This window comes from Deinococcus metallilatus, assembly GCF_004758605.1.
GTDB lineage: Bacteria > Deinococcota > Deinococci > Deinococcales > Deinococcaceae > Deinococcus > Deinococcus metallilatus.
The window spans coordinates 257,501-283,394 of the sequence record NZ_CP038512.1; the positions used below are offsets into that span (position 1 = coordinate 257,501).

Consider the following 25,894-nt stretch of genomic DNA (forward strand, 5'->3'; position numbering starts at 1 on the left):
CTCCGTCTCCGAGAGGCGCGCCCGCAGGGCGTCCCGCAGGGCCGAGAAGCCGGGATCGCCGCCGCGCTGCTCGCCCCGCGCGCTGATCAGGAACACGGGCGGGGTGAGGCCCAGCACGCCCCGCGCCCCCTTTTCCACGAACTCGCGCACCTGTTCGCGCTGCTCGGGGGTTTCCAGCAGATCGGCCTTGTTCACGACCAGCACCACGCTGCGGCCCCAGCGCGCGGCGAGCGCGAGGAACTGCCGCTCGGATTCGGTGAAGGGCCGGTCGGCCGAGGTGAGGAACAGCACCAGATCGGCGCGCGGCAAGAAGCCCTCGGTGAGCGCCTGGTGCTGGCGGATGATCGCGTTCGTGCCGGGTGTGTCCACCAGCGCCACCCCCTCCAGGCTGGGCAGCGGATAGGTCAGGCGGCTCACGAAGGGGTCACGGGTGGGTTCCATCTGGCCGGGCTTTTCGCCATGCACCAGCAGGTAGATGCGGTCGGTGGTGGGCGTCACGCCTTCCGGCAGCACGGGCGCGCCCAGCAGCGCGTTCACGAAGCTGCTCTTGCCCGCGTTGAACTCACCGACCACCACCAGCAGAAAGCTCTCGTCGAGCGACCGGACCGCCTGCCGCGCGTGTTCCACCGCCTCGGGCGGCGCGCCCTGCGTTTCCAGAAACGCCTGGAGGTCCGCGAGCAGCACGCGCTCCCGCGAGAGGAGGTCCTGAACCCGGCCAGTGACGAGCATGAGGAGAGTGTAGAGCCTCCGCGCTCGCCCGCGCGGAGGCTCAGGGATTGCCAAAGACGCTCAGTTGACAGCGATTTTGCCGAGGTTGGTGGGGTAGACGGTGATGCTGTATTCGTCAGTGGCGTTGGGCAGGCGGAGGGTGGTGCCGCTGACCTTGCGGGTGGTGGCGAGATTGATGGTGATGCCAGCAACCGGTTTGGTTGCCGAAGCTGCCGTACCATCTGCCGCCGTGAAAGTGAACATGGTGTAGGTGTTGGAGGCCGTGGTGAAGCCGGATGTCAGGGTGGTCGGGGCGATGTAGTCGGAGAGGATGTTGGCGCTGTTCCCCATCGGGATGCTGGGGGGCGTAGTGGGAGGGCTGCCCCCCGCTCCAGGGGCAATGGTTCCCCGGTACTCGGCCAGCACCCAGGTATCGGCGTTGTCGTCGTCCGGTCCCGGATTCTTCCAGCTGTCCGTCCCCGTGCCCGAAAGCCACACCGAACGCTTGACCGGGTAGTAGGCCAGGAAGCGGTAGCAGCCATCTGGGCCACTTGTGCTGGTCGCGGTACCGCTGACGCAGGTCAGAGCCGAGTTCTTTGGCGGCAGCACCATCGCCAGGATAGGGTCTGTTCCCACTTGCCAGGCATTGCCACCCGCAGGCTTCTGCGTCAAGGCCGTACCCGTCATGTTAATCGTCTGCCCAGGCGGATACACATACCACGCTTCCTTCAACTTCCCGGCGATCAACTGTTGCGCGTTCAGAATCTCCTGTTGCAACTCGGCGCGGCTGCTCGACTGGGTGGACACGCGGGTGCCCTGGGTGAAGTAATTGAGCAGGGCCATCATCACGACACCCATGATCGCCATCCCCACCAACAGTTCCAGAAGGGTAAAACCAACTTGAGCCTGATGTTTCATTCCTATGGCCTCAGAAGGTCGAGAGTCAGGGCCACGTCCTGCGGGCCGATGACCTGTGAGTTGCCCGGGCCTGCTGTCCCCGACTGCACGATGACGCGGCGCATGGTCGGAACAGCTCCCCCGGTCAGCGTGGCGTTCGTGGATGCCGTGCATGTCGAAGATGTTGTCGTATTAAGGGTATTCACGGGCGCTGCTGTTGGAGGACTGGCAATCGTATTGTTCTGGTTAATAGGCTCCGCCCGCGTACTGAGGTTGATGAACTTCACCGTATAGCCGCTGGGAACAGTCATGCCAGGAGCGCAGGCGTTGTTGTAGTTGCTCAGGACGGTCCAGGCGTTTCGCACGTTCTCCATCACCTGCTGAACGTTCGACGTCGTATCCAATTGCCTCTGTGCCTGCCTGTTCAGGCTCAGGGAGCCGGTCAACGTCGCTGTCAGAACTGCCGCCAGAATCCCCAGCAGGGCGATGGCGACCAGAATCTCAATGAGAGTAAAGCCCTGCTCTGCGGCCCTGGCCTGTACTTTTGAATGCTTCACCATTTACGATCCTGCCTTTGTCAGAATGACTTTCCCTGTCACGCCGACAATCCTGACTTCAAGATCGCTGATCCCACTCATGGGACTCCTGATGGTGTAGGCGCTCCCCGTCGCCCCTGCGCCCAATTCGCCATAAGGGGCCTGATAGGTCACGTTTGTCGTTGTGCCGCTACCACAAGTCGTCTTGCAGATCACCTTGACGTTGTTCGGCAGGGTTTTGGTCACCGTATCAACCATGTACGTTGTTCCGCCGCCACTCCCAGGCAGAACAAGAACGACATCGGCACTTCCCCGCTGCGCCTGCGAACGCGCCCGCCGAAGGTCGGTGGCGACTTGCGTGGCGGCCTCACGCAGTTCTGCGTTGCGGATGCTGCGGATAAGGCTGATGCCGAAGATGCCCGCGAGGATGCCGATGATGGCCAGGACGACCAGGAGTTCGAGGAGAGTAAAGCCACGGGTGTCCATCAGTAATCACCCGTACCCACCTGCTGCCAGGCCACGTCGTCGAGCTTCTTGCCGGAAATAGAGTTATCGCTGAACTGCCCAACGACGACGAGGGGCGAGGATGGGGGCAGGATGCCTTCTTTAAGGCGAGCGTCATAGGAGAAATCATCGCCGTAACCACTCACAAAGGTTCCATCCAGCCTTGCCACACCGTTCAGGCCATACCGCTTCTCCACCACGCTCCCGATAACGTGCCTGTGTCCCTGCATCGGACGGGAATCGTAATCCTCGACGTTGAAGGTTCCCTGACTCGCCATGATGGCGGCATGGTAGGTGGCTTCATTCTTGGTATTGTTGGTCATCACAATATCGCCAGTAGGGGCATAGAGCCCAAGAATGTTCCCCGGTTTATCGTTTCCCGTCTTGGGACAACCCTTCTGAGAGTTCTGATTGTCACACGGGGTGTTGGACATGGTCAGGTCCGAATCGAGCCTCAGCCCCGATGCTCCAGTCACATTAATTTTGGCGAAGGAGGCGAGGGCCGGGGGCATCTTGCTCACGTCCGCCGTCTGGCTGTTGCCGATGCGGTCTGGGCCGCTCACAGTAATTGGTTTCGCTGGTTGCTCGCCTCCATAGATCACGCCGTTGAACGTTTTGCCCATGCTCGACCATGTCCCCTTCTTCCCGTTGCCATTATTGGTCTTTACGTAGAGCATCCCATCGGGGCCATAGCGGTACTCGTTGGTAATCTGGCCGCCCGGGTTCCTGACGCGAATGTACTGGTAAGTGGGACTGGGCTCATTCCAAGACGAATTGTTGCTGTTATAGGACGAGAGCGGATTGCCACTTTCGTCTCCTGCCATCAACTCAACATTTCTCTCTTCGCTGCCCAGCATAATACCCGATTCAGTGGCATCTTCTCTCTGCAGAGAGGCATTGGTAGGCAGAGGAATGTACTGCGAGGTAAAGGTGCCCTTTTTCCCAGGCGCGAACTGTGTTCCGGCATTGGTCATCTTGGTATTGAGATAGTTGTTGATTGCGGTAATATCACTATTTGGGGGTGGAGCAACAAGCGTGTTGAGGGGCTGGTAAATACCTGCGGATTTTGCACAATCGGCGCCTGACTTGGCTTCTTCTGAGGTAGGAAAGGAGGTGCATCCGGCACTGAACACGTCGCCTTTAAAGTTGACAGTGTTGAAGCCGAACAAGAACCTGACCTTCTCGTTAACAAACATATCCCCATCGATGACATCGTTAAAGAAGCCGCCGTCGGCACTCAGCCACTGATCGATAAAAAGGTTATAGTTAAACGGATTGGGAATGGTGACCTCAAACCACCAGTCGCCCTTGCTGGTACGCTTGCTGGCAAGAACCCGCGTGCCATTTCCAGATGAACTTTTTGCCGAGAGGCTGGTCACACCGAGATAGAAGCGGTAACGGACGTTGCTATTGTTCCCGAGCTTGACGACACGAAGGGGCTTGACCAGGTACTTGGCATCCCCCAGGTCTACGTTATCCAACCTCTTATTCCACCAGTCTGTCAAAGGCTGGCCTGGTTTGGGGCGTTCCGATGCGGGCAGGACATTGTAGGCCGTGGGGGTCACAGCATCGGCCAGAATGGCGTACTTCTGTGCCGTCAGGCTTGAATTTTTGTCCACCAGGCACTGCTTGGCTCCCGGATAAGGTTGCGTGTCGCTTTCATTTCTTGGCGTGGCAAATTCAGAAGTGTCGGTCCAGGGGTCACTGACAGCTTCCTTGCCACAGAATCTCCTGGCGTAGGCTTCAATGACAGACAGGACGGGGACGGTGCCGACCGGGGGGAGCTTCATGTAGGGGACGATGGCTCCGGCAGCATTCGTGCCGGTCGGGGCCAGCATGGTCTGAATATCTCTCAGCGTGCTGCGGGCCAGATTGACTTTGGATTCCGCCGCGTACTGCGCCCTGAGTGTCGCCGCCTGGTCCGCCGTATTCTGCCGACTGCCCAGCCCCAGACGCAGGGTGGCGGCCAGGATGCCTGCCAGCAGCAGCAGGGTGAACAGGACGACGATAATCATGGTCGCCCCTTCTGTAGATCGTGGGCCTCTCATAGCGATCAGTCTGCGGCGCCCCCCACCGCAGACCAATCCCCTGAATTGGGGGGTGCGTGAACTTCCCTTCACCCCCCTCTCGCGTCCCCGGGAACTTGGCGTTGCAGACTGCCTCCATTCCCACCCAGGAGGTATGCCGATGACCGGACCCTACGACCGTCCCCCTGCTCCTGCGTCCGAACCGACCGATACGCCCGCCCCCATGCCCGAGCGGTTGCCCGGCGGCACAGATACCGGTCCGATCATGGACCCCCCTATGAACCCCGATCTACCCGGTATGCCGGTCCCGACGCCCAGTGACAACCCCGACACGCCCGGCTTGCCCAGCCCGACGCCGATGCCCGCCATGTAAGCGGCGCCCACAACCGCTGGGCCCCTGGAATGGAGGGAGGTGGGGCGAGCGCAGTATCACCGCCGGAGCCTGAAAAACAGCCTGGTGCCTGACTGCTTAGCCCCTACCACAACTTCCAGATGTGGGTCTGCCGCCACTGGGTGGGAGGCAAGCAGGACCACTGGTCTTTTAGGCGTGTTGACAAGGCTCAGGGACGCGGCTATCCTTAACCCCGCTGCTTTTTGCGGCGCAGTGTGTCCAGCCTGGTCCGGTAGTGTAGCGGTTAGCATAACTGCCTGTCACGCAGTAGGTCGCGGGTTCAAATCCCGTCCGGACCGCCATCGTTTCCCCTCCAGGGGAATACGGCTAGGTAGCTCAGCTGGTAGAGCAAACGACTGAAAATCGTTGGGTCGCCGGTTCAAGTCCGGCCCTGGCCACCAAGAGCAAGAACCCCGTCCTGGACGGGGTTTTTCTTTTTGGACTCGGTTCAATGAACGACATGAGAATCGCGGGATAGTGTGCTCTTCACAACGCAGTTCCAGAGCAAACGATTCGGGATTCTCCGCCTACCGAGGACCAGAACAGGATGCCGTCGAAAGGAGCAGCCATGCACCTCGACGAACTCTGGCAGCGGCACACCCGGCACCTCAAGCTCCGCAAGCGCAGCCCCCACACCCTGACGTACTACGACGCTACCGCCAGGACCCTCCGAGCCTACCTGGAGGCTCAGGAGCACTGCCTGCGGGCCGAGGCCATCACGGTGGGGGACCTTCGCGGCTTCATGGAGTACCTCGAAGCGAGGGGCCTGGCCGAAGGAGGCATCGACGCTCACTACCGTGCCCTCAAAGGCGTCTTCGGCTGGGCAGTGAAGGACGAGCTGCTGGACCGCAACCCCACGGCCCGCCTGGAGCGTGTCAAGAAGCCCCACAGGCTCATGGTGACGCTGGGTGGGGAAGAGTACCGCCGAATGCTCGCCGCCGCTCGCAAGAGCCCTTTCCGTGACCGGGAGACAGCCATTGTCATCACCCTGTTCGATACGGGGCTCCGGCTGGCCGAAGTGGCGAGCTTGACCGTGGACGACGTGCGCTTCGCCGACGGCCTCATCCAGGTCATCGACAAGGGGAACAAGGAGCGGGTGGTGCCCCTGGGGCAGATGGCCTCCGAGGCGTTGGACCGGTATGGAGTTGACCCGCCGGTACGTAAACCTGCTTCCCGAAGACCTGGCGAGGGTCCACGCCCAGGTATCTCCTGGCGACCGGATAGACGCTTCGAAGGCGGGAGGCCGCCGATGACCGACAGACGGATGCGGGAGGGCACCTTCAGCGAAGAGCAGCGCACCCGCTTCACGACGCTGGCCGTGAGCCGCAACCTGAGCCACGTCCGCTGGCGCGAGGTAAACCCTTACGGCGCGACCAACCCCGTATCAGTCGGCCTCCAGCTCGCGGCGACGCTGCTGCTCTGGATAGCCACCAGCCCCCTGGAGCAGGCGATGAACGAGTTGGACGGTGACCCGCTCAACCCGAAACTCAAGCGGCTTTGGACCGAGCCGGACTTCCAGCCGGACCACCCGGAGGGGCTGCGGGCCAACCTGCCCCGCTGGTGGGAAGCCATCGCGCAGGGGAAGGTGGAGATGGTCCTGGCCGGAGACGGCTGGTATGTCGTCGGGTTACGGGCGCGTCTTGGTGAGCCAGGGGGTGACAGCCCCGTGTGGGAGATGACCCTGGACCGGGAACGCCTGGAGTTCATCGTGGACACTCTGGCCTGGGCACTGCCCTTCTGGCGCACGCCTATCACGCTGCCAGCGCCATCTGAAGCAGGTGCAGCGCGTCCCGGAAGGAAGCGTAAGGGCAGAAGAGCGAATCCGGCTGAACCCAAAGATTAGGCTTCCAGAAGACTGTGGGGATGCAGTACAGGTGCTGGAGTTCCCCTTCCTTTTCGATAGCCAGCAGGAGGAAGTCCGAGTCGGCCTGGAAGCCCTTGGTGTACCGGTAACGGGCGTGATTTGAGCTGCGCTTCGTGTTTAGCCGGAAGCGGTAGCGCCCCGCCTGTGGGCTCTCCCAGGTCTTGACCTCCAGGCGCAGTGAGCCGGACTGGATGTCGAATGGATGGCCGTATGGCGTGACCATCGCAGGCAGCCCCGTCCGGCGGAGGGCTTCGGCCACGAGATGTCAACGTCAGGTGAGCTGGGTTCTGGCGCCATCTCGGTGCGACCCCTGCCAGGCGCCGAAGATGAAGGATGGACTTCGACCTCCGCGCCCTCCTCACCCTCGACGGGTTGCACCTCGATCAGATCGTCCTTGACGAGCAAAGTGGCCTGATCGTCGTCGAGGTGCACAGCACCACGCCCACTCCGCACTGCCCGCAGTGCGGCACGCCCGCAGGTCGGACGCGCAGCACCTACACCCGTACGCTCGCTGACCTGCCGTGGGGTGGGCGGCGCGTCGTGTGGCGGCTGCGCGTTCGGCGTTGCCCCTGTCTCTGTCCGTCGTGCCCACAGCGCATCTTCGCTGAGCGGTTCAAGACTCTGACCGTGCCCTTTGCCCGTCGAACCTCCCGCCTGGCCGAGTCTCTGCGTGCCATTGGACTGGCGCTCGGTGGGCGGGGGGGAGAACGGCTCGCTGAGCGGTGCTCACTGGTGGTCGGGCGCAAGGCGCTGCTCACCCTCGTTCGACGGGTGCCGCCACCGCCGGTGGCGGCTGTCCGGGTGCTGGGCATGGACGACTGGGCGTACCGCAAGGGGCAGACGTACGGAACGATCCTGGTGGATCACGAGGCCAGGCGAGTTGTTGACCTCCTGCCCGACCGGAAGCCGAACACGGTGGCCGCCTGGTTGCACGCCCACCCGGGCGTGCAGATCGTGACCAGGGATCGTGCGGTGGTCTACGCCGATGGCATCCGGCAGGGTGCGCCTGAAGCCATGCAAGTTGCGGATCGCTGGCACCTGCTGAAGAACCTGAGTGAGGCCGTGCTGCGGGGGCTGCTCGGGCACAGCGAAGATCTCAAGGTCGCCTTCGCCGAGCCACCTCCAGAGGTGGGCGAGTCGAGTGCTTCGGCACTCGACTCGCCCGAAATGAGCCCAACGCCTTCCAGGCCTGACGTCAGCCCCCACAAGCAAGCGCAGTTTGACCGCATCCACGCCCTGCGCGCTGGGGGCCGCACTTTTCGCAGCATCGCCTTCGAACTCCAGCTCAGCCGCAACACCGTCAAGAAGTACGCCCGGCTTGACCGCTGCCCCGAGCAAGTCCGGTGCCCGCGAGGCCAGGCCATCGCCGCCTTTGAAAGCTACTTGGTCGAGCGGTTCAACGCGGGCCAGCGCAACGCCAGGCGGTTATGGGAAGAGGTCTGTACGCAAGGCTTTACGGGCAGCGCCTCAGTGGTTCGGCACTATATGGCTGACGTCCGCCGACAGCACGGCGTGAAGGGACGGCGGAACGACGGCTCACCCGACCGACCCCAAGCGGTGGTGCCGACGGGAGTAAGACGCCCTACCTTGACCATGCTGGCGTTCACCGTCATCCGTGCCCCCGAAAAACGCAGTGACCGGGAGCGCGACTGGGTCGACAAGTTGATGCAGACGAACAGCGAGGTAGCGAGCGTCACGACGCTCGCCCAGCAATTCGCCGACATGGTGCGGCGCCGCGACCCGAGCGAACTCGGCACGTGGCTGAAGGCGGCAACCGACAGCGGCATCGCGGCGCTCAAGGGCTTCGCGCAGGGCGTGTGGAGCGACCTGGAGGCGGTGCGGGAGGGAATGCGGCAGGCCTGGTCGAACGGGCGGGTGGAGGGGTATGTCAACAAGCTCAAGTTAGTCAAGCGCCAGATGTACGGCCGTGCGAAGTTCGATTTGCTGCGTGCCCGGCTGCTGGCCGCCCCGGGGTAGGGGTCGCACCGAGATGGCGCCAGAACCATTTTGAAGTCGCCACCGTCAGAGCTGCTCGCCCTGCCTGCCGATGTTGTTGCGATGGTCGTTGCTCCCCAGATTGAATTCTTGTTTGTACCGCTTCAACTGGGCCAGGCTGACGCCAAGCAGGTCCGCGAGGGCCTGGTTCTTCAGCCCCTGGGCGTGAGCTTCGAGGAGGATGGCGGTAGTTGCCGGGGTAAGCTTGGTCTTTCTGGACATACGAACCTCCGAAAAGGGAAGCCGCCCAGGGGTGCTGGGCGATCGGGATGCTTGGATTGAATGGCGGGAAGGAGAAGATTTGTTCAAGGGAAATCCGTTGGCAGAAAAAGGAGTTCTCCCAAATGGTTAGTCCCCTGGAGACAACACATTCCTGCTCTGAGCGACGTGGTGAGGCCCCTTCCCCATGTTCGGTGAGGGTGTTGCGGGGCACTTCGCCCCATCTTTCTGTCGAAGTAGCCGAAGAGCGTCGTAGAGCCCTTCTTTCGGCAGCAATCGGCTGCGCAGCAGCCCCGGCGAAGCCGGATATTACGTGACGAAGTAGGAATAACCTGCCAGGAAACCCGACTAGGGTCTGTCTGGCTGAAGAATCAAAGCCAAAGAAGGATGCAAGCGAGGTGGACACCGGCTAAAAACTGGTGTCCACGCTTCTCGTACCGGGTGGCAATCGCCCGAAAATCCTTGAGGCGATTGATCCCCCGTTCGACGACCTGGCGGCCTTTGTAGGCTTCTGCGTCAAATTTTGGGGGGCGTCCCCCCCGCTTGCCCTTCCGCAGCCGGGCCTTGCGCGCATCCTGGCGCTCGGGACAGACACACCTGATCTTGCGTGCCCGCAAAGCACGCCGGTATTTCCTCGCCCCATACGCCCGATCCATCCGAAGGGTCGGGGGACGCTTGCGCGGGCGTCCCGGTCCGGGACGCCCCACCCGCACGGCCTCCAGAAGCGGCACGAGGTAGGTCGGGTCGCTCGCCTGCCCAGCAGAGATCAGCACACTGAGGGGCCGACACTTCCCATCCATCAGGACGTGGATTTTGGTGGTGCGTCCCCCACGACTGATCCCGAGCCACTCGTCTTCGAGCGCCCCCTTTTTTCCAGCTTGGCTGGCTCTTTTCGTGCGCCCACCGCAGCGCGGTGGGCTTTGACGTGCGTGCTGTCCGCCGCCGCGCCTTCCCAATCAATCTTTCCCTCAGCATCCGCTTTCAGGTGCAGGGCGGCCAGAATCTCGGCCCAGACCCCGCTGCGCGACCAGCGGGTGAAGCGGTCATGACACGTCTTCCACGACCCATACCGCTCGGGAATGTCTCGCCACGTTGCCCCGGTCTTCTGACGCCAGATAATGCCGTTCAGCACCGGCTTATGGTCCTTGTAGGCGTGTCCCTTCTTGGGGTTTTTGGGGAGCAGTGGGGCCAGAATGGCCCACTGCTGCTCCGTCAAATCCGTCCGTCCCATCCCCCTATCCTGCCAAATTCAGCCAGACAGACCCTAGCTGGCTGCCGGGGACGGCGGGGACCCTACAACCCCACGGACTTGACCGTTGGGGGGCTGATTGAAGTAGGGGAGGGGGGTGTCGCCCAGCGAGAAGAAGCAACCGTGAGGCTGCCTTTTTCAGGGGGGAAGGGTCAGGTCTCCGCCCAATCGCAGTACAAGCCTGCGGCGACATGAGTGCGGCTTACATCCACCACACGACCGAGCCGTCAGTTCTGCGCGGCCACGAGGGGAAACAGTCAAATGCTGTCGTCCGCCTAAGAGGATGCACCGAGTCCCTCCATCTCCAGAGTACGCAGGCCGTCAACACTTTGACCCCCGAAGAACCGAGGTTTTGGAGCAGAAACTCTTCAAAACGAGAGGTCGTTTTGGGGGACTTTCTGTCACGCCGCCACGGGCAGGAAAGATGCTAAAGCACCGTCATGGACAGCAAAAATCGTGTTGCGACGCCAAAGAGAGGTACGAACCTATAGCCCTTCCCCTGCTCCTGGGGGGGGTGCTTGGTTCCTGGCCTTCATTCCAGCGTGACCCTCTCCAGCTCAACTTGCCACTTCGGCATACCCAGGTCCCTGATAGCCCTGTCCTTGACCAGTCGGTTGATACGGCTGTTGTGCCGAGTCCTCTTGCTAGCGTCCTTGAAGCGCAGAGTGAAGCCGTCGTGCTGCCAGGCCGTAATAGTCACCTCCTCGCTGCCTATTTGAAGCAGGTAGTCCACAATAGGCTTGAGCAGGTACAGCTCGTAGGCTTGCATCTCCTCAGCCATCAGGCTGCGGGGGTTACGACCTGTCTTGCCTGGGGAGAGGGACGCCGACTTGCCGAAGACCGTTGTGATGCCCCCTTCGGCCTGAATCTGCCCCTGACGGTTCTTCTGGGCGGCCAGAATGTCCTGCATCAGCTCCGAAGTCAGAAGCTGCTCCGTCTGGGCTGAGGTCAGGCCGGGAACGCCTTCCGTGCCCTCCAGCAGGTACTTCTTGACCGTCTTCTCGGAGGCCCCGAAGAGCAGGGCATACACCGCCCGCTTGAGCACCACCTTCTCCGTAAACGAGGGTCTGAAGCTCCCTTTGACGGGAAGCCCGGCGAGTTGTCCGAGCAAGGCCCAAGGGCCGAGCAGGCGGTGTTTGGTTAACGCTTCCGTCAGGCTGGGAATCTTCCAGACGTGGGCCGCCAGCGTCAGTTGTGTCGTACTCGTCGCAGCCCGCCAGTAAGGCTTTGCGGATGGGGCGACTCAACGACAGGTAGCTGCCGCCAACGGGGAACAATCTCACCGTCCGCTCGGCTTTCGAGGGCTGGTACAGGGGAACCGGGTTGTGCTCGACCTCCAGAAGGAGCCGCCAGTTGTACCACTTGGTCTCGACGGGCATCTGGGTGTCATTCGCCACCGCCTCTCTGGCAGCGTCAATGTTGCGTTCGACGATGCCCTTCAGCGCTGTGGTGGGCTGGGTGTTCAAGAACCTGAGCAGGTCAGCGGCAGGGTGGTCGGCGTCCAACTCCTGGGCAATACGCTCCACTTCTTCCTGCCGAGCTTCCCGAGCCTTAGCAATGTGCGTGCGGGAGTATTTGGGTGGTCTCCGCCCCGTGTCCAGGTACACCCCCCGCGCCTGCCGGTCTACCGTGGCGGACGTGAACTCGTGGTGCAGAATCCCGCCCAACTTCGGCCCCTGAAGCCTCTGAACAATGCGGGCTCGGCCATCGTTGTACTGGTGGTTCTCGATGACGAGGGGGGCTACGTCACGCTGGAAGCCTTCCAGTAGGTGCTTCCCCACGTAGTTCCGAGACCCTACCTGTCCTTCCCGACCTTCCAGCCGCGCCAGTGTAGTGGCGTCAATGACCAGGAAGCCCTGTTTCTCCTCGGCCTCGAAGGTGCCGAAGATCAGGTGCTCCAGCAGCCGTAGGTAGCTGGGGTTCTGGAATGCCGCCGGGTACAGGTTTTGAAGAGCTTCCCGCGTTTCGGGAAGCACGATGCGTCGGAACTTCACTGCGCCCGCTTCACTCCTGGTGCCAGTCCACGTTCAGGCCGTGCTGGTCAATGAGTTCCTTGACGCTCAGGTCGAGCATGGCCTGGTCGAGCCCGGCGGGGTTGCTCGCCGTCAGCCGAACTTCCATCTGTACCTGACCCTTGGCGTCCTTAAGGCCGTGAAAGAGGTCAAGCAGCGTAGGTATCTGGGTGAGCGGCATATCGGGCAAGGTCAGGCGGACATATGTGACGCCACGCTTTGGTGGAAGCGGTCCGATGGGAGGAGGTGGGGGAGGGTCAACAACAGGTGGGGGGTCAACGACGGGCGGTGTAGGCCGGGGAATCGTGTTGGGTCTGGCAAGCCGGTACGCTTCGGTGAAGAAGACGCTGCCCTCGTCCACCGGGTTCTTGCGGTCCCAGATGTTCTTCGGGTCCTGACCGATGAACTGGCCCAGATCGAATAGCCCCTGCTGAACACCGCGCACGATGGCCGTCTTCAGAGCCGCATCCGACTCCAGGAAGGGGAGGTGGGGCAGGCGGGTGAAGTATTCGCGGAGCTTGTGCAGCTCCAGGTACGGCTCGTCGGCGGGCCAGAGCTTCCAGGGGCCTTGCAGGAGCAGGGCAGGGTCAATGGCGGCAATGAGCAGGTCTTCCTGGCGCAGCACGTCCGTGACCGCCGCCTCCAGGGTGGGCCGGGTCTTGGCGTGGGCCGTGATGTCGATGTCCCGCCAGACAGCCTCTCCAGCCTCGTTCGTGGTCGGCACGAAGAGGGCCGTGTAAGCCGCCTTGGTCAGGTTGGGCACCATGTCCGTCTGCTTGGTCAGGCGGTCCTTGAGGTCCGCTTTCTGCTCCGGGCTGAGGGTCAGGGCGCGGTCCTTCTCGATGTCCTGCAAGGCAAGCAGGGTGCGGGCAGCCTCGATGGCGCGGGTGAAGTCGCCCCCCTTGCCGATGAGGTAGACCAGTGTGTTCTTGTGGATGCGTGGCCCGCCCCCGGCGTTCTGGTGGAGAATGCCGAGCTTGCGGTTGCGGTTGTCCCTGTCCTCCAGCGTGGCGTCGGGGCCGAGGAGGACCAGCTTGAAGCCGGTGCTGTCGGGCACGTCCTTGTGCCCCTCCGGCCAGATGAAGGGCTTGAAGAGGCTGGGCCCCGCCGCCTTCTGCGCCGCCTCGCGCACGAAGTCCAGCGCCCGCTCCCGCTTGACCTGCGCCGTGCGGTCGGCGAGTACGCTGTTCAGGTTGGCCTGGGCGCGGAACACGTAGTTCCCGTTCGCGTGCATGTAGTACAGGCGGTTTTTCAGCCGGTCCAGCGCGTCGGTAATCAGCATGGGCGTGATGCCTTCGGGGTGCATCAGCGCGAGGTTCAGGCCGGGCTTGGTGATGCCCTTCTCGGTGCCGCCGGAGTGCGAGGCCATGAAGACGGCGCTCGCCACCGTCTGCGCCAGCCGGAACTTGGCGTAGTTGCCGCCCTGCTCCCTGTCGAGCTGGTAGGAGCGGCCTCCGGGGGCGCTGAGGTCGCTGGCGAGGGCGCCGCCCCATTCGGCGTCCTTGAGGGTCTGCGTGAGGGTGGCCTGCATCTCGCCTTCCTCCAGGCCCACGTCGCCCAGGGAGATGAGGGGGCGAGCCGCGCCGGACAGGTAGCCGTGCTCGATGACGCGGGCGAGCAGCCGCAGGACGCCACGGGTCTTCTGGAAGCTCTGCATCGAGCCCCACTGCTCGTACAGCAGGTCAATCAGCTCCGGGTGGAAGGGGAAGGCCCGCGTCATCTTCTTGCGGTACTCGGTGGTGCGGGCTTCCAGGGGCAGGTCGTCCTTGTGGGCGTCGAAGAGGGCGCTGTATTCGGCGGCGACCTGCGTGGCGGCCCGCTCGTCTATCGAGTCAAAGAGGCGGCGGCGAATGACCTCGTAGATTTCCTCGCCCTGGACCGGCACGCGCACGGCCTGTACGCGACCGAAGATTTTCTCCAGGCGGGAGAAGACTTCCGGGGCTTCCTGATGGTCGTAATACTCGATGTGCGATTCGGGGAAGGTCGTGACGAGGGAGACGCCCTCCACACCCGCCACCGCTTCCGTCAGGCTTTGCAGGAAGGCGAAGGTCTGGGCCTGGAGCGTCGTGCCCTCCACGCGCCTGCCCGCCGCCTTGACCTGATAGACCAGCAGCTCGTCCATCAGAATCAGGGCGCTGCACTTCCCGGCGCGGACCAGCCCGAACAGCTCGATGAGCTTGTCCTTGCTGGGAGCGATGCCGGACTCGTCGGCGGCCCGCAGCAGCTCGTAGCCGTCCTTGCCGCCGAGCCCGTAGGCCATCTCGCCCCAGAGGGTGCGGAGGGTCAGGCCGTCCACGCTGCGGCCATTGGGGTCGAGCTGGGTGCCCACCAGCACCGCCACGCGGGTACGGGGCACGTCCGTCAGGTTCGCGGCCTTGAGAATCGCGGCGCGGTCGGCGTCCTCGATGTCGGCGTGGTGTCTCACGAGGTGGTACAGGGCAATCAGGGCGTGCGTCTTGCCGCCGCCGAAGGGGGTGCGGAGCTGCACCACCGACTCGCCGCCCGTCCCGGCCAGCCGCTTGAGGGTGTCGGCCAGCACCGCCGTCAGTTCCCGTGTCAGGTAGGTCTTCCTGAAGAACAGGTCGGCGCGGCGGTACTCCAGCGGGGCGCTGCCGTCGTCGCGCACCACGTCGTCCAGCTTGGCGGCGAAGGTGTTCTCGTCGAACTGGCCCTTGCGGATGTCGGCGTGGGGCTGGGCGTGCTTCCACCAGGGCTGGAGCGCCGGGTCGTGGGGTGCTGCCGGAGCCGCCGCCACCTTCCCGCCCGTCAGCAGGCCGTCGCGCAGAGCCTTCACTTCGGCAGCCTTCTCGTTCTCGTCCATCAGCACGAGCAGGCGGGCCATGTTGTCCAGCGCCCGGTAGGCGTCGTCGTCCGACACCGGCTTCTGGTGGCTGTACTCGTGGCGCACGTCGGCGATTTCCTGTGCCCAGGTCACCGCCTTGCTGTGCTGGTTGCCGAACAGAGGCTTGAAGATGTCCTTTTGCCGCAGAATCACGTCGCTGAAGTGCGTGACATCAATCAGGTCTTCCGGTGCTTTGACGTTTCCGGCCTCGATGGTGTTCCTGACGTTGTTCTGCTTCTGGAACGAGAGCGAGGCCATGAACGCCTCGAACCACGGCTTGCCCTCGCCGTAGACGCCCTTGAGCCTGCCGCTGACATACCCGCGTACCGCCCCGGCGTAGCTGTAGACCGCTTTGCCGAAGGCTTCCTGCACGTTGCTCATGCTTTCACTCCAAAGAGGGTGTTCATCGCGTCCCCGCTGGCCTTGGGCAGGTTGTCGCGGATGGTCAGCAACTCGTGCAGCGCCCGCCCGTCGTCCACACCCTCCTGCACTTCGGCCAGGGCCTGCATGGTCTGCCAGAAGGCTTCTTCCTCCAGGTAGCCCACGCCGCCCAGGTAGTCCGACACCGCCTGACGGCTCCCGCCGCCCAGCAGGTTCACGGCACGGTACATGGCGTCCACCATCGGCACCTTCTCGCCGTGCTTGCTGAGGCCGAGATTCCTGTCCTTGCTGCGGGCCTTGATGCCCTGCACGTTCGCCTTCTCGCCCTTCACGGTCACCAGCCCGGCAATCTCGCCCAGTTCCACGCCCACCGACTGCGCCAGCTTGCGGGCCTCGTCGGACGGCAGTTCGGGGCCGTAGCCCCACAGGGACAGCAGCGCGAACTGGGTCGGCGCGTCCACCACGCCCAGGCTCCTGGCCCCCAGCACCTGCTCCAGCGCGAACTCCATGACAATCTTGCGAACCTCGTCGAGGAACTCGCCCACGGTCACGACCTCGCCACTCATGCGGCGCACCTCGTCGTGCCTGCTGTACGCCTCCAGCCCCGGCCCGATGGCCGACATAAAGAAGTCCGCGCCGCGAATGCCGGATTCCCAGAACTCGGCCAGTTGGGGTTGAATGGCCGCAATCATGTCCCGGCGAACGTCGTTGAAGTAGCCGATGCCGCCGGAGGTACGTTTGGTGCAGTTGAGGAAGGTGGAGGAGGCGAGGGCGGCGGAGTTTTGTGCTCGTGTACGGCCAGGCTTTTCAGTACGTAAGGGCCATGATGCTTCAACTCTGAAGCCAGCACTGATTAGGGCACCAATCAATGTTTCCCATGCATCAGTTGACTTGTGGGCAAATACGATTGTTGCCTCCCCGCTCATCTTAAGGACTCGGTGCATTTCGGTGAATGCTTGGGACATCGTGGCTTCAAAAAACCGTTTAGCCTTCTCGTTGTCCCCACCGTGTCGGATAGGATTTTGAACTGCCTCTTGTGCCTTTGGCGTAGTCGGTGTGCGGAAATGCTCTGGGTACAGTCCTCCTATCGTACGCTTCAGCCAAACATAAAAGAAGTCCGATAAGTCTGAATAAGGAATGGCATCGTAGTAGGGAGGGTCTGTAATAATTGCGTCAATGACTCCGTCATCTATTGGCATTCTGGTTGCGCTTCCGCGCAAAGTGACTGCTCCTTTGTTGGAAACCAAAGCAGTGTGATTTATTGAGAGGACAATCCATTCTATTGCGTTTGGCCAGCCAACATCCGTAAATGGTGATGTTTCAGCGTAGTCCCAAACCATGGGCAGTGCTTGCCTGATGAAAACATGAGCAATCTTTTCGCTCTCTGGTTGGTAATTTACCAACGTACAGACTTTATCAGCAAGCCTATCCAGATTAAGACCCAGATAAACAGAAACAACCTTTCCATACTCCGCGTCTCCAATTTGTGCCGAGGCTTCAGCATGGGCGGCGCGAACGTACTTGGCGAACGTGACCAGGGAGAGGGCTTGGCGGGCGTTGAACAGTTGACCCCATTCGGTGAAGCCGTAAATGCATGGGGTGAAAGCACGTGGCTCATAGGGAATCGGTTCGTTGGGAACCAGCGGTAGACCGTCAAAGGTTTCGGTAGCTTTCAGTTCCTCAAGTCGTTGCTTGGCCCTCTCAAAAACAGCTTCATCGTCAGCAGTGGCAACGCGATAACTCTTGCCCTGCTCACCAGGGGTAGATAGAACAACGGCCATCAGGCGCTGGCCCCAGCGGTTGCTCTTGGCCTGTTCGCGGGCTTCGCTGCTGGGAATGGCGGTATGGCAGGCAGGGCAAGTGCTGTTGCCACGCTCAATTGTCCCCTCATCCGGCCACGTTTCGCCCTTCCCGACTTCCACAACAGCAAAGTCAACCCGTCTTGCTTCCGGGTTGACTACAGGTTTCAGTGCCAGGCTTTTGCCGGGCTTCTTCGCCAACCACCACTGGCGCACCATCGGGACTTCGGCACGGCAGGCGGGATTGGTACAGGTGACAGTACGAGCCCAGAGGTAGGCGACAGGGCTACGCCTGGAGTACCCTAGTGAATTCTCGCTGCGCCCCCCCTCATAATTTGCTCATCTTCCCCAAAAACGTCGTCTGGATAGAACTCAGCCAATTCGGCGCGGGCCTTCACCCATTCGCCCCAGTAGCGCACGTCGGTCGCCAGCGGATTGCGCTTGTACGCCTGCTCCCACAGGCCCTCGCTGCCGCTGAAGTCGAACCCGACTTGCCGGGTGGCCTTACCCCTGTTCTTCGTGCTGACCTTGCCGGTCGCCAGGGCAGCAGCCTGCCGGTCCTTCTCGCGGATGTAGTCGGGCACAGGGCGGCTGTTCGGCTGGCCGTACTTCTGCGGAAACTCCAGCGTGGCCTTCTGGATGATGTGCGCGACAGGGTTCAGGTCCATCGAGTAGACCTCACAGCCCAGACGCAGGGCTTCCAGCGGAATGGCCCCACCCCCGCCGAAGGGGTCGAGGACTTTGGGGGGAACGCCGCCGTTGGCTTCCAGCACCCGGCGACGGGCTTCCAGAATGGCATCGCTGTTGCCGTCCTTGACCGCCTCCCAGGGGACGATTTTCTTGACCAACTCGTAGTTCTCGTCGGTGTCGGGCACCAGCATGGCAAAGACGGCGGCACGGCTGGCGGCGAGTGGACGCCGTGCCCACCAGATGTGAAGCGTAGAGATGTGACCGTGCCGAATGCTTTTTTCACGCGCCGACTCGGTGCTGACCTCGGCCAGCGGCAGGCGATGTTCGATGAGACGCTTGTAACCCATGATTAAGACACAAGATAGGGCGCAGGAGTATAGCAAGAGTCCCACAATGCGGCAGATGAAGTAAAAACGCCCGCTGGCAGGGCAGCGAGCGTCTAACCGGGTGCGTGTGGGCTACTTCTTGTTGTTCAGCAGGGTCAGGAGCCGGATGATTTCGGCGTTCTGCTTGGTCTGGATGTACATGAGTTGGGCGGTGGTCTCGTTGGCGACCTGGGAGACCTGGGGGGCGCTGTCGGCACCGATGACCGAGATGCGGTAATCCATGATGATTCTGTTTGCCTCAGCTACATAGTCCGTCTTCGACTTGGTGGAGGCGGCGTCGAGGGCCTTGTCGCTCAGCGCCTGGCCGATGGCGACGCCACCGATAAGGAGACCCAGGGCCAGTGCCGTGTTCTTCAGGGTTTTCATACCTCGCGGACTGTAGCAGCCTGCCCAGCGGCGCGATGCCGCAAATGCGGTGACGCCGGGTTTCGTTGACGAAAGACATGGGAGAGGTGGTCTAAGCTCTTCCCTCGGCTAAGCCGGAAGGGCTTGGCTTCGCGATGAAACCGGCGGTTTTCTCCCTCCATACTGGGTCAACTCGGAATGTGAGACGGCACATGATGTTTTCCGAGTTAGATTCCGAGTTAACCTACGAGGCTCTAACCGAAACTCCGTGCAGAACGGGATTCTTCGACCTACGAGGGTGCACAATTTTCCGAATTGGGGGCCGAGTTGGGGGCGGGGCTGGCGGATGCAGGGCCGCTTATGGGCGATATTTGTTAGCAAAAAACTGTGCCCGAAACTAACGTGCCAGACGATGCGTACCGCGACGGGTTTTCGGGATATGGGCAACTTATGGGCGATTGCCCATATCTGGTTGTGCCCATACCCGGCTTATGGCTCGGTGGTGCCCAGGGTGTAGCTGGTGCCCTTCCGCTCACCACGCTTTGCGATTTGGCGAGAGCGGGTCAGGCGCTTCAGCAGGTTCGACGCCTCACTGGGCGTGAGTTCGGGCAACAGCTTGAGGACATCGCTGCGCTGAATTTCGCCGTGCTCCCGCAGGAATTGCAGCACGCTCTGCTCCTGCCGGATGCTGTCGGGCCCGCGCCTGCGAACGTACTCGGCCTTCTGGCCCATGCGGTTGTACAGGCGGGCGCTCAGGTGATAGGTCCGGTGTTTCTTCGGCCCTTTGGGCTCCAGCAGCCCGGCCTCCATAAGCTGTTCCAGGGTGGAACGCGCTTGATGTTCCGTGCCCCGGATGAGGGCCGTCGCCTCGGCGGTCGTGATTTCGCCCTCATCCTTGGCCGTTCGGAGAATCAGGAGCTGACGCCAGGTCAGGTCACGTTGCTGACGGTTCTGGGCCTCGATGGTGAGGCGCACGAACTCCACGTCCGGCTGTCCACCTGGCAGAAACACACGCACATTTGTACCGTCCTTGTCCACCTCATAGGTGGGTGCTGGCCGACCAGCACGCAGGATGGACTCGTAAATACGGTCTACGCCGCGTCCTGTACGTTCGGCCAGGCCCAGGCGCCGAAAAGCGTCAGCAAGGAGCGGATTTCTGGCCCTGGGTTCCACCACCAAGATGTTGTCCGTCGTCACGCCCTCCGGCAGCCGTCCGGGATTGCTGATGTACATACCGCCTGCACCCTCATCAATCCGAACGTAGACGGTGCCACGCTGCGTGTAGTCCCGGTGGACGAGCGCGTTAGCCAGACCCTCTCGAAAGGCCGCTGTGGGGTAGGGCGGCACAGGAATTCGGCGAATGCCTAGGTCAAATTCCTCCTCCAGGTTGAGGGGGACCAGATACTGCTCGAAAGTCTGGAAGAGCTTGACCAGCGGTGCATGGCTGAATTGGTTTAGCGGATTGCCCAACCTCTCGGTGAGAAGCTGGAAGGCAGCCTCGTGCGTGGGCACATGGCTACGAATGGACGCTTCCCTTCCTGCCAGCAGGAGCCCAGTGACTGTAGGGCGTGCCACGCCGTCTACGGTCACCACCAGATTCAGTGCCCCCGCAAGTTCAGCGTGGTCCAACCCGCGTAGCGCTGGGTCAGCCTTCGGGTTGGTTTCAACGTTCTGCCTTAGCCGTTCGAGTTCAATGGGGTCCAGGTCATCCCAAGTGGCGCTGGGAGGCGTGTAGGCGCTCAGGTCGGGAGCACCCATCTGAATAGGGTAGTCCATCCAGTTGGTAGGGTGAATGGTCACGCACTCCGGCCTGCCCTGGCCGCCAATAACGCGCCGCTTCACGAGGCCGTCTGAGGTGGCGGTCAACCCCGCTGCTTTCGGGACGGTGATGACCACAATGCGGTGCCCACCAAGGCTGTGAAAGCCCACTGGTGCGGCGAGATGTGGGCGAGTCCTGTTGGCAATCAATGCTTCGAGATTCGCGGGAGTGAGGTGAGCTGGACGTTCTGGGTTCAATCCAGTCACCTCTCCGCTGTCCTCCACGCCGAGCAGGAGTTGGCCCCCGTGGGTGTTTGCCATGCAAACGATGGCTTCCACGAGCTTGTCCTGATGGAGACCACCCTTCTCCTCCACGTCACTTTTAAATTCAACTGTGAGGGTCTCTCCCTGGGCAATCAGGTCGCGTAGCTCCTGCTCGGTCATCCTGCACAGGATACGGGGTGACTGGCTCAGTCCTCCGCAAGGTCGCGCTCCACCTGAAGTTGCCCGTCCAGGAACGGCCTGAACTGCGGGAACTGCTCCTCGTCGTAGGGCTGTGGATTGATGGGGGCATTTCCGGCGGCGACCTGAAGGTAGAACTCGACCTCAGAAGTGGAGATGCCCAGGACCAGCGGGTCTTCTGCCGTCGGCACCCCCTCAGTCCCCGGTCTGTTCTCTTCTGAGTCGCGGCTTCCCGTTTCATCTGTCAGGGTAACCGGGGACGCCAGTCGGCTCAGTACAGCCGCTGCCGTGCCCGAACCTGCACCATAGCTTGCGCGAGCCCGCTGTGAGGGTCGTCGGCATCTTTCAGGGGAATGAAGAACTGGGCGCTGATGCGAAAGGGGTCCCGGCTGATGTAGTCGTCGAAAGCATCGGCAGCATCTTTCGCAGCCTGGGCCGGAGTCTTGGCTATGTAGCTGGTTTTCTCGCTCAGGAACCGCTGGAAGGCGCTCTCGAACCGCTTCGTGAAGTCGTCCCGCAGATGCTCCCGCTCTTGGTGGAGTTCCTGCTCGAACTTCTGGCGGGCCTGCTTCTCCATGTCGCACAAAAAGGTCTTGATGCTCAGCATGTCCTCGGCCCGCAGGACGTACAAGCCGCTCACGTCGGGCACGTCCTCAATCCGGTCGTCGAGCTTCCGCTTCTCGGCGTTGATGAACTTGCGGAAGCGGGTGGCGAGGCTGGTGTCGGGGTCGATGAACTCCACGCTGGGGTAGCGAACCCGGTCCCGCTGCGCCTGCTCGTTGCCGTGGCCCAGCCAGTCGGGCGGGATGGTGAACTGCCCGCCCAGCAGCTTGAACGAGAGGCGCAGGGCCAGCACACCCAGCTCGGCTTGGTCGAGCAGGAGGGTGCGAAACGTCTCCTGCTCCTGCACCAGCCGGGTCAGCTCGTGCTGAACGTCGCTGGGGCTGAAAGGCTTCCCGTTGCTCCAGAGGTATTCCAGCTTCGTCAGGGTGGCGGGGGTGAGGGGGTGTGGGCCGCTCATGGCCTCTACCTGTTTGCTGTGCGCCCCGCCGTCTTCGCCCAGGTTCGAGAGGTTGGCGCTGCCGAGCCACAGGACCCCGCCCTCGTGCTCACGGGCGTACACCTTGGCGTGCAGGTTCGGCAGGCGCTTGACTTCCACACCCCACTCCCTGAATGCTTGCACGGCGTCGAGGCTGGACATCCCCTTCAGGAAGTCCTCGGCGTGGCGGGTGGTGAGCCAGGGCGTGAACAGCCAGCGGCGTCCCGGCCCCTCCATGTCCTGCACGGCGGCCCGCCAACCCTCGGCCAGATGAACCAAGTCGGGGGCCGAAGGAGATGGGCTCGCCTTCTCCCCGGCGGGGACGAACACCGTGTCGAAAAGGCTCTGCTGGTCGTTCATGCGTGCTCCTGGGGTTGCTCGCCCGCCCGCTGCCACTCCTCGGTGGGGATGACGTAGTGCAGCACGGTGACTTCCTGTCCCGGCGTGACGTTCGCGGCGGGATTGCGAACGATGGTGAGGTTCGGCTGGGTGCTCAGGGCATTGGTGACGATGTAGAGGTAGTAGTTCTCTTTCAGCCGTCCAGCGGTAATCCACTCGTTGGGGGTCAGGACGACGGGACCGACCCCAGCACGGCCCTTGACCTCAATGAAGCGGGTTTCCTGGGGCGTGCCGTCTGCCGCTGTGCTCGGCATGACGCTGCGGATGTCGTACCCGACGTTCTCAGCGCTGACATCGGCAGGCATCCGGCCCTGGGACCGCTCATATTCCTCGGCCACCCTCATCCCGGCGAGTTCCACGGCCTTGCGGACCTCCGGGTCGTCCTCGTTCGGCAAGTTCTGCTGCGTGGGTTGGAGGGGCCGCAGGTACGCCAGCGCGAGAGGCTGGGCCGGTTCGGGAATGAGCTGCGACTCCTGCTCCAATTCGGCCAGGAAGCTGCGCTGACGCTCCTGAAGACCACGCAGGCGGCGTTCCTCCTGAGTGATGGCGAGCTTCATGTCGTCGCCCTGCGCGGCCTTGAGCTTGTGCTGGGTGAGCTTGCGGGTGGACTCCCGGAGCAGGTGTTCCAGACTGCGGGTGCCGTACCGGCGGCGAATGTCCACCTCACGCAGGCGCTCGCCGCGCACCTCGTTCTCGTAGGGTTCGAGTTGGGTCTCCAGCAGCCAGTTCTCCAGGTGCTCCGAGACGCCCTCGCCGTCGGGGATGTTGCCCTCTCCCTGGGGGGCAGGCAGGGCGTCCACTAGAAGCCGGGGCGATACCAGCGTCGGTGTCTCGTCGCCCTTCTGCTGCACGGCGAACAGGCGGCGTGAGGCCGTGCTGCCCTGTCCGTCCACCACCGCCAACTCATAGAAGCCGAGGAGGGCGTCCCCCGTCAGGCCGTCCAGCTCGAAGGTCGCGCCCCGCTGCATGACCGGCTGGGCCAGGGCCAGCGTCTCCTGAAGCACCAGGTCGAACAGGGGATGGCCGGGAGCCAGGAAGTCGGCGTCGTAGGCCGCCCGCTTGTCGAAGGTCGTTTTCAGGTACTCGCTGCGGACGTTGTGCGCCTTACTCCGCAACTCGTAGGGCACCCGCATGGTGTACAGGCCGTCCTGCCGCAGGGTGGCCCGGCCCCCCAACTTCTCCAAGGCTTGCACGAAGAAGCGGGCCGTGTACTCCGGCTGGATGCGCGTCAGCTCGCTCTGCTCGCGGTCGGCCCGCAGCCGCGAGAGGTCCACGTCGCGCTTGGCGAGGGCTTCCAGCGTGACTTCCTTCAGGTACTCCACGCGGTCGGGCGAGAGCCGGGCGGACACCATCGCCTGAATCTCGGCCAGGGTGCGGCGGCCCAGCAGATGCTCCAGCATCAGCTTTTCGAGGTCCACGTCGCCCAGCAGCTCGCCCACCACGTCGTACACCCGGTCACTGCCGAGCTGCTCGCGCATGATTTGGAGCTTCTCCAACACCAGGGCCAGCACGTCCCCTCACGGGTGCCCTCGGCGATGAGGTTGTGGATGTTCACCTCGTACTTCTGCCCGTAGCGGTGGATGCGGCCCATGCGCTGCTCCAGGCGGGTGGGGTTCCACGGGAGGTCGTAGTTCACCATGACCGAGCAGAACTGGAGGTTGATGCCCTCGCCTGCGGCCTCCGTCGCCACCATGACCTGGGCTGAATCCCGGAACTCGTGCTCGCGGCCCACTCGCTCCTCCAGGCCCATGCTGCCGTCGATATGGGTGACGGCGTAGCCCTGCTTTTGCAGCACGGTGACCAGGAAGTTCAGGGTGTCCTTGTGCTCGGTGAAGACGAGGAGCTTCTCGCCGTTCAGCTTGCCGAGCACCTTGAGCAGTTCCAAAAGCTTCCGGTCCTGCTCCAACTTCGCCAGCGTCCGCGCCTCGCGGCTGAGGAACTCCAACTCCCGAATTTCGGCCTCAAGCTGGGGAAGGTTGCGGGCCAGGGTCAGCCGCTCGGCGATGCGGTCCTCCAGCTCCCAGCGTTCCTCTTCGGGGAGGTCTTCCAGTTCGTCCTCGGTGTAGCCCAGGTAGGGGTCGTCCGCCAGGTTATTCACGTCGTCCCGTAGGGCCTGGAGACGCTTCAGCCGGTTCTCCAGCGAGCGGCTGATGGCGTAGGAACTGCTCGCCAATCGGCGTTGCAGGACGGTCATGGCGAGCCCCACGTTGCGCCTGCGGTCGTCCCACGCCTTGCGGAAGTGCTTGGTGACGTAGTCCGTCACGCGGTCGTACAGGGCACGTTCACTGGGCGAGAGCCGGAACTGCGGCGTGTGGACGTAGCGGGGCGGGAACAGCGGCTTGCTGTCGAAGTCGGTCATGTCCTCCTTCAGGCGGCGCAGCATGATGGGGTTCTCGCCCTTGCCCGCAGCCTCCCGCAGCAGCCCGGCGGTAGCGAAGAGGTCCGGCTCCAGCAGGTCCAGCAGCAGGCGGAACTTCTCGTCGTCGCCCTGGTGTGGGGTGGCGGTGAGGAGCAGCATGTGGGCGCTGGTCTGGGCCAGCATCTCGCCCAACTTGTACCGCTGGGACCGTTTGATTTCGGACCCGTACTTGGTGGCGGAGAGGCGGTGCGACTCGTCCACGATGACGAGGTCCCAATGGACACGGCGCAGGTGCTCCAGGTTCTCGTCCCGCTTGGCGAAGTCCACGCTGGTCACCACCAGGTTCTCGCCCTCCCAGGGGTTCTCGCCGTAGCTCAACCCCGCCACGTCCCGGTTGATGACCTGGAACGTCTCGCCGAACTTGTCGTGCATCTCGCGCCGCCACTGGTCGGTCAGGTTGGCCGGGGTGACGATGAGTACCCGGTCGAGCAGCTTGCGGTAGCGCAGCTCCTTGAGCAGCAGGCCGCCCATGATTGTCTTCCCAGCTCCTGGGTCATCGGCCAGAAGGAAGCGAATCCGGGGGCGTTTGAGGAGCACGCCGTAGACTGCTTCGAGCTGGTGCGGCAGCGGGTCGATTCGGCTGGCCGACACCGCGAAGAAGGGGTCGAAGGTGTAACCGAGCTGGATACGCCGGGCCTCGACGCCCAGCGCGAACAGCTCCGGGTCGCCCGCGAAGTCCGTCCGCTGGTCGGCGACCAGGTGCATCAGGGCGGCAATGTCCGCACCATTCAACATGCGTTGGTGGATGCGATGGGTGCTCAGGCCCTCGGCGGTGACTTTGTGTCGCGTTCCTGCACGCTCCACACGGATGACCCGCACCGGCTCCGGGAAGATGGGCGAGCGCAGCGGGCGGTCGAGGAGCCGGTCGAATGTAGTCATGAGAGAGCCTCACCCCAGGAAAGCAGAAATACGGGTGGGGAGCGAACGATTCTGCCCAGGGGGACTGGGGGTAGGAGAAGTGGAATGGGGGTG

Annotated in this window: 21 protein-coding genes and 2 tRNA genes (1 of these 23 only partly in view); 6 read left to right on the top strand and 17 right to left on the bottom strand. The window is 62.9% G+C overall.

From position 1 onward, the window contains the following. The 5 genes in view from E5F05_RS07155 to E5F05_RS07175 are tightly spaced (at most 60 nt apart) and all read right to left on the bottom strand, a layout consistent with a single transcriptional unit that may run on beyond the window. Positions 1-729, bottom strand: partial view of a dynamin family protein gene (locus tag E5F05_RS07155; protein WP_129117933.1) — the start only. It extends 966 nt beyond the left edge of the window; only the first 729 of its 1,695 coding nucleotides appear in the window; it begins with the start codon at positions 727-729; its stop codon lies beyond the left edge, outside the window. A gap of 60 nt (positions 730-789) precedes the next feature. After that, complete coding sequence (locus E5F05_RS07160) at positions 790-1,626, bottom strand: PilW family protein (protein WP_129117934.1); 837 nt, start codon at positions 1,624-1,626, stop codon at positions 790-792. A gap of 2 nt (positions 1,627-1,628) precedes the next feature. Further along, entirely contained in the window at positions 1,629-2,165 is a 537-nt protein-coding gene (locus tag E5F05_RS07165; protein ID WP_129117935.1) for a PulJ/GspJ family protein, read from the bottom strand. Next, positions 2,166-2,627 (bottom strand): pilus assembly FimT family protein, encoded by a 462-nt coding sequence (locus tag E5F05_RS07170; RefSeq protein WP_129117936.1) that lies wholly within the window; start codon positions 2,625-2,627, stop codon positions 2,166-2,168. Next, entirely contained in the window at positions 2,627-4,660 is a 2,034-nt protein-coding gene (locus E5F05_RS07175; protein WP_129117937.1) for a hypothetical protein, read from the bottom strand. The genes E5F05_RS07170 and E5F05_RS07175 overlap by 1 nt, the downstream gene beginning before the upstream one ends. 172 nt (positions 4,661-4,832) lie before the next feature. Here E5F05_RS07175 and E5F05_RS07180 point away from each other — a divergent pair, with 172 nt between their 5' ends. The 5 genes from E5F05_RS07180 (at position 4,833) to E5F05_RS07200 (ending at position 8,904) form a co-directional block, all read left to right on the top strand. Next, positions 4,833-5,045, top strand: a complete 213-nt coding sequence (locus E5F05_RS07180; RefSeq protein ID WP_129117938.1) for a hypothetical protein — start codon at positions 4,833-4,835, stop codon at positions 5,043-5,045. 244 nt (positions 5,046-5,289) lie between these two features. Next, a tRNA-Asp gene (locus E5F05_RS07185) sits at positions 5,290-5,365 on the top strand. A gap of 23 nt (positions 5,366-5,388) precedes the next feature. Beyond that, positions 5,389-5,464 (top strand) — tRNA-Phe (locus tag E5F05_RS07190). A 167-nt stretch (positions 5,465-5,631) separates the two neighbouring features. Beyond that, a complete protein-coding gene (locus E5F05_RS07195) occupies positions 5,632-6,906 on the top strand; it encodes a tyrosine-type recombinase/integrase (protein WP_164973381.1) in 1,275 nt (424 codons plus the stop codon). 354 nt (positions 6,907-7,260) lie between these two features. Further along, the gene (locus E5F05_RS07200) at positions 7,261-8,904 is read left to right on the top strand and encodes an ISL3 family transposase (protein WP_129117940.1); all 1,644 of its coding nucleotides are present in this window, start codon (positions 7,261-7,263) and stop codon (positions 8,902-8,904) included. A 45-nt stretch (positions 8,905-8,949) separates the two neighbouring features. Here the strand turns inward: E5F05_RS07200 and E5F05_RS07205 are convergent, their stop codons facing one another. The 3 genes from E5F05_RS07205 to E5F05_RS07215 form a co-directional block, all read right to left on the bottom strand. Next, entirely contained in the window at positions 8,950-9,144 is a 195-nt protein-coding gene (locus E5F05_RS07205) for a helix-turn-helix domain-containing protein (protein ID WP_129117941.1), read from the bottom strand. Positions 9,145-9,512: 368 nt separating this feature from the next. Further along, positions 9,513-10,372, bottom strand: a protein-coding gene (locus E5F05_RS07210; protein WP_146719922.1) for an IS5 family transposase whose coding sequence is annotated in 2 segments (ribosomal slippage) — positions 9,513-10,015 and positions 10,015-10,372 — 861 coding nt in all. Because the reading frame shifts where the segments join, the coding sequence is not laid out codon by codon here. A gap of 550 nt (positions 10,373-10,922) precedes the next feature. Beyond that, positions 10,923-11,501 (bottom strand): hypothetical protein, encoded by a 579-nt coding sequence (locus E5F05_RS07215; RefSeq protein WP_146719923.1) that lies wholly within the window; start codon positions 11,499-11,501, stop codon positions 10,923-10,925. A gap of 214 nt (positions 11,502-11,715) precedes the next feature. Between E5F05_RS07215 and E5F05_RS07220 the strand changes: the two genes are divergently transcribed. Next, positions 11,716-12,159, top strand: a complete 444-nt coding sequence (locus tag E5F05_RS07220; RefSeq protein ID WP_129117969.1) for a hypothetical protein — start codon at positions 11,716-11,718, stop codon at positions 12,157-12,159. Between the two features lie 235 nt (positions 12,160-12,394). Here the strand turns inward: E5F05_RS07220 and E5F05_RS07225 are convergent, their stop codons facing one another. The 9 genes from E5F05_RS07225 to E5F05_RS21450 all read right to left on the bottom strand — a co-directional run bounded on the left by E5F05_RS07225 (position 12,395) and on the right by E5F05_RS21450 (position 25,801). Further along, positions 12,395-15,625 (bottom strand): DUF499 domain-containing protein, encoded by a 3,231-nt coding sequence (locus E5F05_RS07225; RefSeq protein ID WP_129117970.1) that lies wholly within the window; start codon positions 15,623-15,625, stop codon positions 12,395-12,397. Continuing rightward, the gene (locus tag E5F05_RS21435; protein WP_206732992.1) at positions 15,622-16,317 is read right to left on the bottom strand and encodes a hypothetical protein; all 696 of its coding nucleotides are present in this window, start codon (positions 16,315-16,317) and stop codon (positions 15,622-15,624) included. Before E5F05_RS21435 ends, E5F05_RS07225 begins: the two co-directional genes overlap by 4 nt. A gap of 1,409 nt (positions 16,318-17,726) precedes the next feature. Then, positions 17,727-18,461: a DUF1156 domain-containing protein gene (locus tag E5F05_RS21440; protein ID WP_206732993.1), complete on the bottom strand. Its 735-nt coding sequence runs from the start codon at positions 18,459-18,461 to the stop codon at positions 17,727-17,729. Between the two features lie 111 nt (positions 18,462-18,572). Then, entirely contained in the window at positions 18,573-18,866 is a 294-nt protein-coding gene (locus E5F05_RS07235) for a hypothetical protein (protein ID WP_129117971.1), read from the bottom strand. A 468-nt stretch (positions 18,867-19,334) separates the two neighbouring features. Then, positions 19,335-21,047: an ATP-binding protein gene (locus E5F05_RS07240; RefSeq protein WP_129117972.1), complete on the bottom strand. Its 1,713-nt coding sequence runs from the start codon at positions 21,045-21,047 to the stop codon at positions 19,335-19,337. 26 nt (positions 21,048-21,073) lie between these two features. Beyond that, positions 21,074-21,256 (bottom strand): hypothetical protein, encoded by a 183-nt coding sequence (locus E5F05_RS07245; protein ID WP_129117973.1) that lies wholly within the window; start codon positions 21,254-21,256, stop codon positions 21,074-21,076. Positions 21,257-21,336: 80 nt separating this feature from the next. After that, positions 21,337-22,464, bottom strand: a complete 1,128-nt coding sequence (locus E5F05_RS07250) for a phospholipase D-like domain-containing protein (protein ID WP_129117974.1) — start codon at positions 22,462-22,464, stop codon at positions 21,337-21,339. After that, the gene (locus E5F05_RS21445; protein ID WP_206732994.1) at positions 22,461-23,981 is read right to left on the bottom strand and encodes a protein NO VEIN domain-containing protein; all 1,521 of its coding nucleotides are present in this window, start codon (positions 23,979-23,981) and stop codon (positions 22,461-22,463) included. Before E5F05_RS21445 ends, E5F05_RS07250 begins: the two co-directional genes overlap by 4 nt. After that, entirely contained in the window at positions 23,903-25,801 is a 1,899-nt protein-coding gene (locus tag E5F05_RS21450) for a DEAD/DEAH box helicase (protein WP_206732995.1), read from the bottom strand. Before E5F05_RS21450 ends, E5F05_RS21445 begins: the two co-directional genes overlap by 79 nt. Positions 25,802-25,894 lie beyond the last annotated feature (93 nt).

Excerpts from the sequence above, each read along its gene's own strand:
- E5F05_RS07160 (WP_129117934.1), bottom strand. The coding sequence starts at position 1,626 with ATGAAACATCAGGCTCAAGTTGGTTTTACCCTTCTGGAACTGTTGGTG.
- E5F05_RS07165 (WP_129117935.1), bottom strand. The coding sequence starts at position 2,165 with ATGGTGAAGCATTCAAAAGTACAGGCCAGGGCCGCAGAGCAGGGCTTT.
- E5F05_RS07170 (WP_129117936.1), bottom strand. The coding sequence starts at position 2,627 with ATGGACACCCGTGGCTTTACTCTCCTCGAACTCCTGGTCGTCCTGGCC.
- E5F05_RS07175 (WP_129117937.1), bottom strand. The coding sequence starts at position 4,660 with ATGATTATCGTCGTCCTGTTCACCCTGCTGCTGCTGGCAGGCATCCTG.
- E5F05_RS07180 (WP_129117938.1), top strand. The coding sequence starts at position 4,833 with ATGACCGGACCCTACGACCGTCCCCCTGCTCCTGCGTCCGAACCGACC.
- E5F05_RS07195 (WP_164973381.1), top strand. The coding sequence starts at position 5,632 with ATGCACCTCGACGAACTCTGGCAGCGGCACACCCGGCACCTCAAGCTC.
- E5F05_RS07200 (WP_129117940.1), top strand. The coding sequence starts at position 7,261 with ATGGACTTCGACCTCCGCGCCCTCCTCACCCTCGACGGGTTGCACCTC.
- E5F05_RS07205 (WP_129117941.1), bottom strand. The coding sequence starts at position 9,144 with ATGTCCAGAAAGACCAAGCTTACCCCGGCAACTACCGCCATCCTCCTC.
- E5F05_RS07225 (WP_129117970.1), bottom strand. The coding sequence starts at position 15,625 with ATGAGCAACGTGCAGGAAGCCTTCGGCAAAGCGGTCTACAGCTACGCC.
- E5F05_RS21435 (WP_206732992.1), bottom strand. The coding sequence starts at position 16,317 with ATGATTGCGGCCATTCAACCCCAACTGGCCGAGTTCTGGGAATCCGGC.
- E5F05_RS21440 (WP_206732993.1), bottom strand. The coding sequence starts at position 18,461 with ATGGGTTACAAGCGTCTCATCGAACATCGCCTGCCGCTGGCCGAGGTC.
- E5F05_RS07235 (WP_129117971.1), bottom strand. The coding sequence starts at position 18,866 with ATGAAAACCCTGAAGAACACGGCACTGGCCCTGGGTCTCCTTATCGGT.
- E5F05_RS07240 (WP_129117972.1), bottom strand. The coding sequence starts at position 21,047 with ATGACCGAGCAGGAGCTACGCGACCTGATTGCCCAGGGAGAGACCCTC.
- E5F05_RS07250 (WP_129117974.1), bottom strand. The coding sequence starts at position 22,464 with ATGAACGACCAGCAGAGCCTTTTCGACACGGTGTTCGTCCCCGCCGGG.
- E5F05_RS21445 (WP_206732994.1), bottom strand. The coding sequence starts at position 23,981 with ATGCGCGAGCAGCTCGGCAGTGACCGGGTGTACGACGTGGTGGGCGAG.
- E5F05_RS21450 (WP_206732995.1), bottom strand. The coding sequence starts at position 25,801 with ATGACTACATTCGACCGGCTCCTCGACCGCCCGCTGCGCTCGCCCATC.